We start from the raw sequence: 13,144 nt of genomic DNA, 5'->3' as shown, positions 1-13,144 counted from the left end.
CCAATGCCATGCACGAAAAGCCCCTCATCCTGCCTTTCGACCCGGCCGGGATTTCGCTCGATCGCCGTCGCGGGTTGAGCCAGCAGCTTTACCAGGCGCTACGCGAGCGGGTGCTGGACGGGCGGCTGTGCAGCGGCACACGGCTGCCTGCCACCCGCGACCTGGCAGCCGTGCTGGGGCTGTCGCGCAACAGCGTGGTGCGCGCGTATGACCAGTTGTACGCGGAGGGCTATATCGAAAGCCGAGTCGGTGACGGCACCTACGTAACCCGGCTGCCGAAACTATCCACACAACTGTCCACAGGGTTATACCGGGGGTTATCAACAGGTTTATCCACATTTGGCCAGGAAAATACTGAGGATTTATCCAGCCAGCACAGCTGGAGCGAGCCTTTGCAGCGCCTGAAAAATCACCATCTGCCGCCCCCCAAACAGGGCGCGCCGCGGGCTTTTCGTTTGGGGATACCTGCCTTCGATCTGTTCCCCTTCGACGTTTGGGCCAAGCTGCAAGCGGGTTTCTGGCGTAACCCTGCGCCTGCACAGCTGGGTTATGGCGACCCAGCGGGTGAACCGGCACTGCGCGAGTTGATCGCTGCCTACTTGCGGCGCTCGCGGGGGTTGACCTGTACCGCTGAGCAAATAGTGATCACCAGTGGCGCGCAGCAGGCCATAAGCCTTTGTGCACAGTTGCTGTTGCAGCCCGGCGACCGGGTGGCTGTGGAAAACCCGGGCTACCGGGCGGCGGCGCACGCCTTTTCAATGGCGGGTGCTGAGGTCGCCGGCGTGCCGGTGGATGAAGAGGGTATGGAGTGCGCACGGTTGGGCCGGTTGCCGGGTTGCCGGTTGGCCTATGTCACGCCCGCCCATCAGTACCCGACCGGGGTAACCATGAGCCTGCCCCGGCGCCTGGCGTTGCTGGGCTGGGCAGAACGCAACGATGGCTGGATCATCGAGGACGACTACGATGGCGAGTACCGTTACAGTGGCGCGCCCCTGGCCCCGCTGGCTGCACTCGACCGGGCCGGCCGTGTGTTGTACGTGGGCACCTTCGGCAAGATCGCCTTCCCGGCGCTGCGCTTGGGTTACCTGGTATTGCCGGCGCAGTTGGCACAGGCCTTCAGCCAGGGTAAGGCGTTGGCAGTACGGCATTCGGAGGTCAGCAGCCAGTGTGTGATGGCCGAGTTCATGGCCCGTGGGCATTTCCAGCGGCATATTCGCCGCATGCGCAAAGCGGCGTTGAGCCGGCGCAATGTGCTCAAGGCCGGCTGGCCTGTGGATATTGCCGGGCTGGGCAGCATGCCCGAAGTGGCTGCTGGGCTGCACGTAAAGGTGTCTGTGGATAACTTTGCGCGTGAACAGGCGCTGGTGGCCAAGGCAGAGGCGGTCGGCGTTGAAGTGGCAGCATTGAGCAATTTCTGGCTGGCCGACAGCGAAGTGCCTGTGGATAAGCGTGCAGGTCTGGTGCTGGGGTTTGCCGCAGTCCCGGAGGGTGAGATTGCCGCGGCATTGATGAAATTGCGCAAGGCGTGGCGCAAGGGTTGAGGCTGCCTGCCTCTTCGCGGGTAAACCCGCCCCCACAGGTATGGCCGGGTGGTCTCAGGTGCGGCGCATATCCTGTAGTAGCGGGTTCACCCGCGAAGGGCTGCAAGGCAGCCCCAACTGCGTCAGGTCCCCGACTTGATCCGCGTCCAGGCCCGGGTTCGCGCCCGCTCCGCATCGCGCTGCAACGGCTTGAGCGTGTAAAGCTTGGCCATCGCCTCCGCCGTCGGGTACAGGTTGGGGTTGTTGCGAATCGCAGGGCTCACCTTGTCGGTGGCATCCTTGTTGGGGTTCGGGTAGCCGACAAAATCGCTGATCGGCGCAATCACCTCGGGCCGCAGCAGGTAGTTGATGAATGCATGGGCGTCTGCCGGGTTGGCGGCATTCTTCGGAATCGCCAGCATGTCGAACCAGATCGGCGCGCCTTCCTTCGGCAGGCGCATGTCGACCGTCACACCATTTTTCGCTTCGCGGGCGCGGTTGGCAGCCTGCGAGAAGCTGCCGCTGTAACCCACCGCCACGCAGATATCCCCATTGGCCATGTCAGCCATGTACTTCGAGGAGTGGAAGTAGGTGATGTACGGGCGAATCTTCAGCATCAGCGCTTCGGCCTTCTTGTAGTCGGCCGGCTTATCGCTGTTCGGTGGCAGGCCGAGGTACTGCAGGGCCAGCGGCAGGATCTCCGACGGCGAGTCGAGCAGCGCTACCCCGCACTGCTTGAGCTTGGCGATGTTCTCTTCCTTGAAGATCAGGTCCCAGCTGTCCACCGGCGCGTTATCGCCGAGCGCGGCCTTGACCTTGGCCGGGTTGAAGCCGATCAGCACGGTGCCATACATATAGGGCACGGCAAACTTGTTGCCTGGGTCGTTGGCCTCGATCAGCTTCATCAGCGCAGGGTCCAGGTGTTGCCAGTTCGGCAGCTTGCTGCGATCCAGCGGCTGGAACACCCCGGCCTCGATCTGCTTGGCGAGGAATACGTTGGACGGCACCACCACGTCATAGCCGGAGTTGCCGGTGAGCAATTTGGCCTCCAGCGCTTCGTTGGTGTCGAAGATGTCGTAGATCAGCTTGACGCCGCTGTCCTTCTGGAAATCGGTCAAGGTCTGCGGGGTGATGTAGTCGAACCAGTTATACACACGCAGGGTGCGCTGCTCGGCGTGCGCCTGCAGGGCACCGGTGAACAGGGTGGCAGCGATGAACGGGGCGAGCAGACGCTTGAGTCGGGCCATTACCGGGCTCCTGGCTGGGCGCGCTGGAAACCTTCCAGCACATTGACTGCGTTGATACCAATTTCTTCCACAGCGTAGCCGCCTTCCATCACGAACAGGGTCGGCTTGCCAAGCTGGCCGATACGCTTGCCCATTTCCAGGTAGTCGGGGCTGTCCAGCTTGAATTGCGAGATCGGGTCATCCTTGAAGGTGTCCACACCCAGGGAGACCACCAGTACGTCGGCATCATAGCTGGCGATGCGCTGGCAAGCCTCTTCCAGGGCAGCGCTCCAGGCAGACCAGTCGCTGCCGGCGGGCAGCGGATAGTTGATGTTGCAGCCCTCGCCGGCGCCTTCGCCGGTTTCGTCGGCATAGCCGAGAAAGAACGGGAATTCGTCTTGCGGGTCGCCGTGGATCGAAGCGAAGAACACATCGTTGCGGCGGTAGAAGATGTCCTGGGTGCCATTGCCGTGGTGGTAGTCGACATCGAGGATGGCAACCTTGCGCCGACCCTGGTCGAGGAATGCCTGGGCGGCGATGGCGGCGTTGTTCAGGTAGCAGTAGCCACCCATCACTTCGCCGGCGGCGTGGTGCCCTGGTGGGCGGCACAGGGCAAAGGCGCTATGCGCGCCTTGCTGGATCGCTGCCTGGGCGGTGAGGGCGACCTGGGCGGCACTGTAGGCCGCCTGCCAGGTGCCGGCGGTGATCGGCGCACCGGCATCGAAGCTGTAATAGCCCAACTCGCCGTGCAGGCCGGTAGGTTTTACCTGGCGCAAGGTGCGTGCAGGCCAGGTGAACGGCAGCAGGTCGCCTTCCTGGCCCAGCGCCGCCCAGCGCGCCCAGGCGCCTTCGAAAAAGTCCAGGTAGTCGGCGCTGTGGATGCGCAGCAAGGGCGCGCGGCCGAAGTCGGTAGGGCCCTGGACGTCACCGAGGTTGCGTTTTTTGACCTGGTCGAGCACATGGTCAGCGCGCGAGGGCATTTCGAAACACGGCATCAGCTTGCCGTCGATCAGCTCGCAGCGGCCATGGTGCAGGCGGTGATCATCGGAATAGATCGTCAGCATTGTTGTTCTCCGGTAGGGACTGGCGTGGGGCCATTTTCAGCGGTGGGCCAGTGGCGGAGAACGACGCAACTGGCCAAAAGGGGATCGATGTGGCCAAGCTCTATGGCCGGGTTTTCCTGTGCTGGCTGCTTCGCGGGCGAGCCCGCGAAGCAGCCAGCACAGGTCAGCCGCGGAAATGGCTGGGCGCTACACCACTCCAACGCTGAAAGGCATGCCGGAAACTGGCCGTTTCGCTGAACCCCAGGGTTTCGGCAATGCGGTAGATTGGCATCTGCTCATCGGCCAGCAACTGCTTGGCCCGCTCGAACCGCAGTTCGTCCAGCAACTGCTGGTAACTGCTACCCAGCGCCTGCAAATGCCGGCGCAACGTGCGCGACGAGCAGTTCATCTGCCGTGCCAGCCCGTCCAGCCCTGGCGCGGCGTCCAGTTGTTGCGTAAGCAACTGGCGAATCCGCCCCAGCCAGGCCTGGCGACCCGTGAATTCCAGGTTCAGGCGCCGGCAGCGTTCGCTCATGGCTTTGTGGGTGATCGGGTCAGCCAACGGCAGCGGCGTATCCAGCCAGCGCCGCTCGAAGGCAAAGGCATTGTCTTGCGCCGCAAACACCACTGGGCACTGGAACGCACCGGCATAGCGTGCATGGTAGTCAGGCCGAGGGTGCTCGAAGCGTGCCTCCAGCAGCGGCAATGGGCGGCCAAGCAGGTCGTCACAGATGACTTTCAGCGAAACCAGGCAGAACTCGGCATTGAAAGCGCTCAATGCCGGGTTGTCGTGGTACTCGCTGGCGCTGAACCAGACGCGTTGGCCATCGTCGCGCAAGCGCAGCGAGAAGACTGTTCCCAGCAGTGCCGGATACTGAAGCGCCAGGCGCAGGGCGTCACCCAAAGTGGCACTGGAGAGCAGGGCGTAACCGAGCATGCCATAGCACGACACATGCATGCGCTGGCCCAGCTCCAGGCCGATGTCTTCGCGCCGGGCCACGGCGTTGGCACACACTTGCAGTTCCTGCTGTGTGGTGATGCGCGCGTCGGCGTGCCCCAGGTCTGCCGGGCCAATGCCGCTACCGGCGAGCAGCGCCGAAGCCTCAGCACCGTCTGCCTGGAAGACGTTGAGTATCAGCGAAACCGCGTTGAGGGTGGTCAGGTGGCTGTGCAGCATGCTGGGTAATCCCGTGGGCCTGGAACACATTATGGAGCAAGTTGTGTGCCGATATTCAAAGGCCGCAGTGCAGCCCCTTTGCGGCGCCAGGCCGCTCCCACGTCTACCGGTGTAGGCAGGGCACGCGCCTGCGCAAGCCAGCAGGCAAAAAAAAGCCCGGTGCATAAGCCCGGGCTTGGAAAGGTTGAGAGGTGTCTAGTCCCTTAACCTGGTGAGACAGTGTGCAGCAGCCGGTTACGCCTTCAGCGGAACCAGGCGTGGCGCGATCATGTTTTCCGGACGCAGGATGTCGTTGAGCATCGCTTCGTCCAGCAGCTTCTCTTCACGCACCAGTTCCAGCACGCCGCGGCCGGTTTCCAGGGCAACGCGGGCGATACGGGTGGCGTTTTCGTAGCCGATGTATGGGTTCAGGGCGGTGACCAGGCCGATCGAGTGTTCGACCAGCTCACGGCAGCGCTGCTCGTTGGCGGTGATGCCGACGATGCAGTGCTCGCGCAGCATGTCCATGGCGCGTTGCAGCAGGCGGATCGAGTCGAAGATCTTGTAGGCGATCAGCGGCTCCATGACGTTCAGCTGCAGCTGGCCACCTTCGGCAGCAACGGTCAGGGCCAGGTCGTTGCCCATGATGGCGAAGGCGACTTGGTTGACGGCTTCCGGGATCACCGGGTTGACCTTGCCTGGCATGATCGAACTGCCTGGCTGACGCGCTGGCAGGTTGATTTCGTTGATGCCGGTGCGTGGGCCGCTGGACAGCAGGCGCAGGTCGTTGCAGATTTTCGACAGCTTGACCGCGGTGCGCTTGAGCATGCCGGAGAACAGCACGAAGGCACCCATGTCGGAGGTGGCTTCGATCAGGTCGGCAGCCGGTACCAGCGGCTGGCCGCTGATGATTGCCAGGCGTTGTACGGCCAGGGCCTGGTAGCCAGGGTCGGCGTTGATGCCGGTGCCGATGGCGGTACCGCCCAAGTTGATTTCGGTCAGCAGCTCCGGCGCCAGCGAGCGCAGGCGCTGCAGGTCTTCGGTCATGGTGGTGGCGAAGGCACGGAATTCCTGGCCCAGGGTCATCGGCACGGCGTCCTGCAGCTGGGTGCGGCCCATCTTCAGTACGTGGTCGAATTCCTTGCCTTTGGCGGCGAATGCCTGGATCAGGCTTTCGAGGCTGGCCAGCAGGGCGTCGTGACCCAGCAGCAGGCCCAGGCGAATGGCCGTCGGGTAGGCGTCGTTGGTCGACTGCGCCATGTTCACATCGTTGTTCGGGTGCAGGTACTGGTACTCACCCTTCTGGTGGCCCATGGCCTCCAGCGCGATGTTGGCGATGACTTCGTTCGCGTTCATGTTGGTGGACGTACCGGCGCCACCCTGGATCATGTCGACCACGAACTGCTCGTGGTAGTCGCCCTTGATCAGGCGGCCGCAGGCGGCGCTGATGGCAGCATGCTTGGCATCGCTCAGGTGCCCCAGCTCACGGTTGGCGTCGGCAGCAGCCTGCTTGACCATCGCCAGGCCCACTACCAGTTTCGGGTAGTGCGACAGCGGAACACCGGAGAGGTGGAAGTTGTTGGCAGCGCGCAGGGTCTGGATGCCGTAGTAAGCATCGGCAGGTACTTCCAGGGTGCCCAACAGATCTTTTTCGACGCGGAACGATGCAGCAGCGGACATGATGTATATCATCTCGATGTTGACCCGGCACATGCCGGAATGGCGCCAATCCTAGGCCTTAAGGGGATTTTGCGGCCAATGCTGTTGCACGCTAACCTATGCACAAACGGCATAGTGATTCATGTGACGCCAATCGAAATTCGAGCGTGTTCCATTTTGGTGCACGACGGGAGATGTGCTTCGTGAACCTTGAAAGCAAATGGCTGGAAGATTTCAGTGCGCTGGCCGCCACCCGCAGTTTTTCCCAGGCGGCAGAGCGGCGCTTCGTCACACAACCGGCCTTCAGCCGGCGTATCCGCAGCCTTGAGGCGGCGTTGGGCCTGCAACTGGTCAACCGTTCCCGCACGCCGATAGAGCTGACCGAGGCCGGGCAGCTGTTTCTGGTTACGGCGCGCACGGTTGTCGACCAGTTGGGCGAAATTCTCCGCCACTTGCATCACCTGGAAGGTGGACAGGGGGAGGTGATTCAGGTGGCTGCAGCGCACTCGTTGGCGTCGGGCTTTTTCCCGCGTTGGGTAGCGCAGCTGCGTAATGACGGCCTGAATATCGCCACCCGCCTGGTTGCGACTAACGTGGGGGATGCCGTGCATGCACTGCGCGAGGGCGGTTGCGACCTGATGCTGGCGTTCTACGACCCAGACGCCGCCTTGCAGATGGATGCCGAGATTTTCCCGTCGCTGCACATGGGCAATACCGAAATGGTGCCGGTATGCGCGGTGGGCGCCGACGGCAGGCCCATGTTCGACCTGGAAGGTGAAAGTAGCGTGCCACTGCTGGCTTATACCGCCGGGGCCTTCCTCGGGCGGTCGGTCAACCTGCTGCTGCGCCAGCGCAATGTGCGGTATACCACCGTCTACGAAACCGCCATGGCAGACAGCCTGAAGAGCATGGCGCTGGAAGGCATGGGCATTGCCTGGGTGCCCCGGCTTTCGATGCGGGGCGAGCTGGAACGCGGTGAGTTGGCGATCTGCGGAGGCAGCCAGTGGCACGTACCACTGGAAATCCGCCTGTACCGCTGCGCGCTGGTGCGCAAGGCCAATGTGCGGCTACTTTGGCGCAAGCTGGAAAATACGCCTGCGCCGGAGTGAGCCTCTTCAGTTACGAAGCGCGTGATCAAGGTGATTGGCGATGGCCGCTCTGTTCTGGTCGCTGTAGCGGTAGCAATTGGCCCGAAGCGAGAAGCGGGCCGGATAGACAAAGGTCTCGCATGGCCATGGGTTGTAGCGTAACTCTGCTGCCTCGTGAGTGGCGTTCATCAAGTGACCCAGTTCATGCCCCAGGGTGCCATAGCTGGTCATTGAGGCGATCGCGTGGGCATAGCCCAATTTGGCCAGGCCAAGGTGTTCTGCGCCTTCGCTGTTGAGGCCGAAACTATCGCGCGTCAGCAAAATCGATTTCTGCCACCTGAACTGTGGATGCGCTGCAGCGCTGAAGACCCTGTGGGTATCTTCTGGAGGCATCTGGCGATAAGGAATATCGGTAATGCCTGCAACATCACGCTTGAAGATGACCTCAATTGAGTGATTGCTGATTCTGCGCATTTCTTCCAGCCACGGCTGCACGTAGTCTTTATCGATCTGTTTGTCGCTCACATCGGCTAGTTCATCGTGCGGATAGATAGTAACCACCAAGGTTCTCGCAGCCCATGTGGGGGAGGCCTGAAGGGCCATCGTCATGCAAAACAGCAGTGAGGTGAAAAATGGTCTGGCCATCTTTTTCTCCAAGAAGTTTGAACAGGGGTGTTCAATCCTCTTGCAACTGCCGTTACGCATCGCAGCCGGAAAAAGTTGTCCCGCGAGACAGCTTGCCCTTTTATCTGTCATGTGCTTGCAGGGGTGGGCGGCCCGCCTGCAAGTACGCTACAATCCCGCGCCTTCGGCCACCGGGCCGATTAGAATCCGTATGACAAGCCACGCCGGCCTACCCGCGTGGCTTGTTGCTTTATAGCGCGCCAGAAGGCGCTTGCAGGAGAGGCTCGACGATGAGTGCACTGGTTGGCGTGATCATGGGCTCCAAGTCCGATTGGTCCACCCTTAGCCACACCGCCGATATGCTGGAAAAACTCGGCATTCCCTACGAAGTGAAGGTGGTGTCCGCCCACCGCACCCCGGATCTGCTGTTCCAGTACGCCGAAGAGGCCGAGGGCCGGGGCATCGAGGTGATCATCGCGGGTGCTGGTGGCGCTGCCCACCTGCCGGGCATGTGCGCCGCCAAGACCCACCTGCCGGTGCTGGGCGTGCCGGTGCAGTCGTCGATGCTCTCGGGCGTCGACTCGCTGCTGTCGATCGTGCAGATGCCAGCCGGCGTACCGGTTGCCACCCTGGCCATCGGCCGTGCCGGTGCAGTGAATGCGGCGCTGTTGTCGGCCAGCATCCTGGGTGCCAAATACCCGCAATTCCACGCTGCGCTGAAGCAATTCCGCACGGAACAGACCGACACCGTGCTGGACAACCCAGACCCGCGCCAGGCTTGAGGCTCAACCCATGAAGATCGGTGTAATCGGTGGCGGCCAGCTGGGCCGCATGCTGGCCTTGGCGGGTACCCCGCTGGGCATGAATTTCGCTTTCCTCGACCCGGCGCCGGATGCTTGCGCTGCGCCTCTGGGCGAGCACCTGCGGGCCGATTACGGCGATCAGGAGCACCTGCGCCAGTTGGCTGACGAAGTTGACCTGGTGACCTTCGAGTTCGAGAGTGTCCCGGCCGAAACCGTGGCCTTCCTCTCGCAGTTCGTACCGGTCTACCCCAGCGCCGAAGCGCTGCGCATCGCCCGTGACCGCTTGTTCGAGAAGAGCATGTTCCGCGACCTGGGTATTCCTACCCCGGCTTTCGCCGACATCCTCTCGCAAGCCGACCTGGACGCCGCAGTCGCCAGCATCGGCCTGCCAGCCGTGCTTAAAACCCGTACCCTGGGTTACGACGGCAAGGGCCAGAAGGTGCTGCGCACGCCTGAAGACGTGGTTGATACCTTCGCCGAACTGGGCAGCGTGCCCTGCCTGCTGGAAGGCTTTGTACCCTTTACCGGCGAAGTCTCGCTGGTGGCCGTCCGGTCCCGTGATGGCGAAACCCGCTTCTACCCGCTGGTGCACAACACCCACGAGAGCGGCATCCTGCGCCTGTCGGTGGCCAGCCAGGCACACCCGCTGCAGGCTTTGGCTGAAGACTATGTAGGCCGTGTACTGCAAAAGCTGGAGTACGTGGGCGTGATGGCGTTCGAGTTCTTCGAAGTCGACGGTGGCCTGAAGGCCAACGAAATCGCCCCGCGCGTGCACAACTCCGGGCACTGGACCATCGAAGGTGCCGAATGCAGCCAGTTCGAGAACCACCTGCGCGCGGTGGCCGGCCTGCCGCTGGGCTCCACCGCCAAGGTGGGCGAGAGTGCGATGCTCAACTTCATCGGTGAAGTGCCTGCCGTGGACAAGGTGATCGCCATCGATGGCTGCCACCTGCACCACTACGGCAAGGCTTTCAAGGCCGGCCGCAAGGTTGGCCACGCCACCCTGCGCTGCCACGACATGGCTACCCTCGAGCACAAGATTGCCGAGGTAGAGGCCCTGATCAGCAACTGATCGAACTTCTACCAGCGGCTTGCCCTCTGAAATGGCAACAAGTCGAAGCGCTGTCTAGGCTTTGGCTTGTTCCATTTTCACTGCAGAGGGATTGCCATGGGCATCATCGGAACCATCTTCATCGGCCTCATCGTCGGCCTGCTGGCCCGCTTCATCAAACCAGGCGACGACAGCATGGGCTGGATCATGACCATCCTGCTGGGTATTGCCGGTTCGCTGTTGGCCACCTATGGCGGCCAGGCGCTGGGCATTTACCAGGCTGGGCAGGCGGCGGGCTTCTTCGGCGCGCTGGTCGGTGCCATTGTCCTTCTGGTGATCTACGGGTTCATCAAGAAACGCTGAATACCGGTTAGAATGCTCGGCAATTCCATCGAGTTGCCGAGCATTGTCATGCGTGCCTTTTTTCTCCTGCCCCTGCTGTTGGCCAGCACCCTGGCCCATGCCGAACTGCCTGAAACCGACTGGCTGGAGCTGATGCCCAAGTCGGACCAGAAGGCGCTCGAGCAGATGCCCGAAATCGACCATAACTCGCCGGAAGCCATGGGTACCTTCACCGACAAGGGCGGCCTCAAGCAGAGCAAGGGTCTGCCGGCGGTGATGTATTCCACCAAGACCGTGCCAGCCATGAATGGCAAGGACATCCGCCTGGGCGGTTACCCGGTACCGCTGGAAAGCGATGCCAAGGGTAACAGCACGTTGTTCTTCCTGGTGCCGTACCCGGGCGCGTGCATCCACGTACCGCCTCCGCCGCCCAATCAGCTGGTGCTGGTGCGCTACCCGAAAGGCCTGAAGATCGATGACATCTACACCCCGCTGTGGGTCACCGGCAATTTGAAGGTGGAGAAGGTCAGCAATGATCTGGCCGATGCCGCCTATGCGCTGGATGCCGCAAAGGTGAAGGTGGTGGAAGACGCCGACCTCTGAGACCTCGCCACACAAGGCCGCACCTGCAACGGCTCTCGATCGCCAGTAACAGCAACTGTCTTGCCCAAAATTTGAAGAGCCTGCGCGATTCATTGTGGGAGCGGGCTTGCCCGCGAAGCAGGCGACGCGGTGTCTGGCACCGGCTGCGCCGGTGTTCGCGGGCACGCCCGCTCCCACAAGTGGAGCGGTGAATGACAGCTTCTGCTCCTGCTCGTGCTCTAGGCACCTGCGGCATTCAGCTTGTCATTCACCGCTCTCACTGCAGATTCTAATCCCCTCTCAAGACACAAGCGGCCTTGTGTCGCGAAAGGACCGCGCAGCGGTCCCGGGTACTCAAAGCGCTTCGCTAGCCAGCACCACGCCCAGCGAATGACTGGCCCCAGGCTTCAACTCCACCAGGTCATCCCACACATTCGCCGTCTCGATGCATAGCATCCGTTGCCAACCCTCATCGGCCATGTCCGGCAGCTCCCTGGCCCGTTCGGTCCAGGGGTTCCAGATAACCGCCGAACGCGAGCCACTGCTGGTCAGGGTTATCCGCCGGTTCCAGTGCGGGTCGACAATGCTCAGCGTTTGCGGGGCGCCGAGGTAGATCCGGTCAGTCTCCCCGATGAACGTGAGCGGCCCCTGCTGCTGGCGCTGCTGCCAGTCAGCCAAGGTTTCGATGTAACTCAGCCCCTCCACCCCTTCGACCTGGGCCTGGCGCACGTCACTGACCGCAAAGTAGCTGTGCAGGGCTTGGCTGATGGTGACGGGTGCAGTGCCCACGTTGCGACTGGTGAGGTTCAGTTTCAGGTCCTCGCCAAGCGCTATCACCAGTTTCAGTTCGACTGAATGCGGCCAGTCGGGCAGTTGACCCTGCGCTTCTGGCAGCGCGAATTCGATCTGCAGTTGCTGGCCGACTTCCTCGATACCCAGCAATTGCCAGTCTCGGGCGCGCGCAAGGCCGTGGGCAGGCGCCTGCGCACCGTTGTACATGGCCTGCACAGCCTGGGGGTTACGCTGCAGGTTGCCGAACCACGGCCAGCACACGGGTACCCCGGCGCGCACCGACTTGCCCTTGCCGAAGATGGCCTGGTCGCTCAGCCACAGCAGTGGCGGCTCGCCCACCCGCTGGTAGCTGAGGATCTGTGCGCCCTGTTGGGCGATCAGGAGTTCGGCGCGGTCGCTGCTGATACGCCAGCAGTTCAGTTCGCCATGTTGCTCGGTTACGACCTGGAAGGTTGCCATTGCACTTGTCTCATTGATTGCCAGTGGGCCTTGGACCCGGGCACCTGCAATGAGTTTACCGCCGGCAAGGCTCAGCGACGAGGGACCGAGCGCGTGCGGCCGCTGCCGTCGATGGCGACGAAGACGAATACCGCCTCGGTGACCTTGCGCCATTCGCTGGACAGCGGGTCGTCGCTCCACACTTCGACCATCATCTGGATCGAGCTACGGCCGATTTCCAGGGTCTGGGTATAGAAAGACAGCTGCGCGCCCACGGCGACCGGCACGAGGAACGCCATGCGGTCGATGGCCACGGTGGCTACCCGGCCACCGGCGACACGGCTGGCCATGGCAGTGCCGGCCAGGTCCATCTGGGCGACCAGCCAGCCGCCGAAGATGTCGCCAAACCCATTGGTCTCGCGCGGGAGTGCAGTGATCTGCAAGGCCAGGTCGCCCTGCGGGATAGGATCTTCTTGTTCGAGCTCAATCATGCGATGGGGCCTCTGACCCGTGACGCTTTCGTTGGTGTGGCGCAAGGGCCGGGTAAACGATTCAGCTTGAAACATACTACGCCGATTTCGTTTCACTGGGCGGCCGTAGGGAAACTCTGCGAAACCGCCTGACAATAAAGACCGGCGTTTTCGCACAACATCCCACGTTAGGCGCAACCTTTTCCTACGAGTTGCCAGTATATAGAGCATAACGGCCAGCGACGACCGCACATTCGTGAATATCTGTAGGGTTTTTGTAGCGCTATCAGCACGCCTCGGCAATTTGCTATCTTCGCTGGTCTCCCAATCCAGAAGCCGCGCGCCCAGCG

General features: G+C 62.3%; 13 protein-coding genes. 6 read left to right on the top strand and 7 right to left on the bottom strand.

Features of this window, described 5'->3' with window-relative positions; genetic code table 11:
- Positions 1-8 precede the first annotated feature (8 nt).
- Positions 9-1,541, top strand: a complete 1,533-nt coding sequence (pdxR, locus tag AACG97_RS27650) for a MocR-like pyridoxine biosynthesis transcription factor PdxR (RefSeq protein WP_197884901.1) — start codon at positions 9-11, stop codon at positions 1,539-1,541.
- A gap of 122 nt (positions 1,542-1,663) precedes the next feature.
- Here the strand turns inward: pdxR and AACG97_RS27645 are convergent, their stop codons facing one another.
- The 4 genes from AACG97_RS27645 to aspA all read right to left on the bottom strand — a co-directional run bounded on the left by AACG97_RS27645 (position 1,664) and on the right by aspA (position 6,625).
- Positions 1,664-2,767: a polyamine ABC transporter substrate-binding protein gene (locus AACG97_RS27645; protein WP_125854439.1), complete on the bottom strand. Its 1,104-nt coding sequence runs from the start codon at positions 2,765-2,767 to the stop codon at positions 1,664-1,666.
- Positions 2,767-3,810 carry a histone deacetylase family protein gene (locus AACG97_RS27640; RefSeq protein ID WP_125854438.1) on the bottom strand — a complete coding sequence of 348 codons (1,044 nt, stop codon included), beginning with the start codon at positions 3,808-3,810 and terminating at the stop codon, positions 2,767-2,769. The genes AACG97_RS27645 and AACG97_RS27640 overlap by 1 nt, the downstream gene beginning before the upstream one ends.
- A 163-nt stretch (positions 3,811-3,973) precedes the next feature.
- The gene (locus AACG97_RS27635; protein ID WP_047149778.1) at positions 3,974-4,966 is read right to left on the bottom strand and encodes an AraC family transcriptional regulator; all 993 of its coding nucleotides are present in this window, start codon (positions 4,964-4,966) and stop codon (positions 3,974-3,976) included.
- A gap of 234 nt (positions 4,967-5,200) precedes the next feature.
- Entirely contained in the window at positions 5,201-6,625 is a 1,425-nt protein-coding gene (gene aspA, locus AACG97_RS27630; RefSeq protein WP_029886441.1) for an aspartate ammonia-lyase, read from the bottom strand.
- Positions 6,626-6,807: 182 nt separating this feature from the next.
- Here aspA and AACG97_RS27625 point away from each other — a divergent pair, with 182 nt between their 5' ends.
- Positions 6,808-7,713 (top strand): LysR substrate-binding domain-containing protein, encoded by a 906-nt coding sequence (locus AACG97_RS27625; protein ID WP_161891645.1) that lies wholly within the window; start codon positions 6,808-6,810, stop codon positions 7,711-7,713.
- A 6-nt stretch (positions 7,714-7,719) separates the two neighbouring features.
- Here the strand turns inward: AACG97_RS27625 and AACG97_RS27620 are convergent, their stop codons facing one another.
- Positions 7,720-8,337 carry a hypothetical protein gene (locus AACG97_RS27620; RefSeq protein ID WP_009684499.1) on the bottom strand — a complete coding sequence of 206 codons (618 nt, stop codon included), beginning with the start codon at positions 8,335-8,337 and terminating at the stop codon, positions 7,720-7,722.
- Positions 8,338-8,606: 269 nt separating this feature from the next.
- Between AACG97_RS27620 and purE the strand changes: the two genes are divergently transcribed.
- The 4 genes from purE to AACG97_RS27600 all read left to right on the top strand — a co-directional run bounded on the left by purE (position 8,607) and on the right by AACG97_RS27600 (position 11,115).
- Positions 8,607-9,098, top strand: a complete 492-nt coding sequence (gene purE / locus AACG97_RS27615; protein WP_009684500.1) for a 5-(carboxyamino)imidazole ribonucleotide mutase — start codon at positions 8,607-8,609, stop codon at positions 9,096-9,098.
- A 10-nt stretch (positions 9,099-9,108) separates the two neighbouring features.
- Complete coding sequence (locus AACG97_RS27610) at positions 9,109-10,191, top strand: 5-(carboxyamino)imidazole ribonucleotide synthase (protein ID WP_115295133.1); 1,083 nt, start codon at positions 9,109-9,111, stop codon at positions 10,189-10,191.
- 96 nt (positions 10,192-10,287) lie between these two features.
- Entirely contained in the window at positions 10,288-10,533 is a 246-nt protein-coding gene (locus AACG97_RS27605; RefSeq protein ID WP_009684502.1) for a GlsB/YeaQ/YmgE family stress response membrane protein, read from the top strand.
- Positions 10,534-10,581: 48 nt separating this feature from the next.
- Positions 10,582-11,115, top strand: coding sequence for a DUF3299 domain-containing protein (locus tag AACG97_RS27600; protein WP_197885539.1), 534 nt, complete (start codon positions 10,582-10,584; stop codon positions 11,113-11,115).
- Between the two features lie 333 nt (positions 11,116-11,448).
- On the opposite strand, the gene AACG97_RS27595 is transcribed toward AACG97_RS27600, so the two are convergent.
- Both AACG97_RS27595 and AACG97_RS27590 read right to left on the bottom strand, forming a co-directional pair.
- Positions 11,449-12,345: a D-hexose-6-phosphate mutarotase gene (locus AACG97_RS27595; protein WP_197885538.1), complete on the bottom strand. Its 897-nt coding sequence runs from the start codon at positions 12,343-12,345 to the stop codon at positions 11,449-11,451.
- 71 nt (positions 12,346-12,416) lie between these two features.
- Positions 12,417-12,815, bottom strand: a complete 399-nt coding sequence (locus AACG97_RS27590; protein ID WP_003253317.1) for an acyl-CoA thioesterase — start codon at positions 12,813-12,815, stop codon at positions 12,417-12,419.
- Positions 12,816-13,144 lie beyond the last annotated feature (329 nt).

Origin of the sequence: Pseudomonas sp. Nvir, from assembly GCF_963778085.1 — a bacterium.
Lineage (GTDB): Bacteria > Pseudomonadota > Gammaproteobacteria > Pseudomonadales > Pseudomonadaceae > Aquipseudomonas > Aquipseudomonas juntendi.
The sequence above is the reverse complement of the archived record's forward strand: the minus strand, read 5'-3'. Positions and strand labels throughout refer to the sequence as shown.

Coding starts and splice junctions, on each gene's coding strand:
- AACG97_RS27610 (WP_115295133.1), top strand. CDS start 9,109: ATGAAGATCGGTGTAATCGGTGGCGGCCAGCTGGGCCGCATGCTGGCC.
- AACG97_RS27620 (WP_009684499.1), bottom strand. CDS start 8,337: ATGGCCAGACCATTTTTCACCTCACTGCTGTTTTGCATGACGATGGCC.
- purE (WP_009684500.1), top strand. CDS start 8,607: ATGAGTGCACTGGTTGGCGTGATCATGGGCTCCAAGTCCGATTGGTCC.
- AACG97_RS27640 (WP_125854438.1), bottom strand. CDS start 3,810: ATGCTGACGATCTATTCCGATGATCACCGCCTGCACCATGGCCGCTGC.
- AACG97_RS27645 (WP_125854439.1), bottom strand. CDS start 2,767: ATGGCCCGACTCAAGCGTCTGCTCGCCCCGTTCATCGCTGCCACCCTG.
- aspA (WP_029886441.1), bottom strand. CDS start 6,625: ATGTCCGCTGCTGCATCGTTCCGCGTCGAAAAAGATCTGTTGGGCACC.
- AACG97_RS27635 (WP_047149778.1), bottom strand. CDS start 4,966: ATGCTGCACAGCCACCTGACCACCCTCAACGCGGTTTCGCTGATACTC.
- AACG97_RS27590 (WP_003253317.1), bottom strand. CDS start 12,815: ATGATTGAGCTCGAACAAGAAGATCCTATCCCGCAGGGCGACCTGGCC.
- AACG97_RS27605 (WP_009684502.1), top strand. CDS start 10,288: ATGGGCATCATCGGAACCATCTTCATCGGCCTCATCGTCGGCCTGCTG.
- pdxR (WP_197884901.1), top strand. CDS start 9: ATGCACGAAAAGCCCCTCATCCTGCCTTTCGACCCGGCCGGGATTTCG.
- AACG97_RS27600 (WP_197885539.1), top strand. CDS start 10,582: ATGCGTGCCTTTTTTCTCCTGCCCCTGCTGTTGGCCAGCACCCTGGCC.
- AACG97_RS27595 (WP_197885538.1), bottom strand. CDS start 12,345: ATGGCAACCTTCCAGGTCGTAACCGAGCAACATGGCGAACTGAACTGC.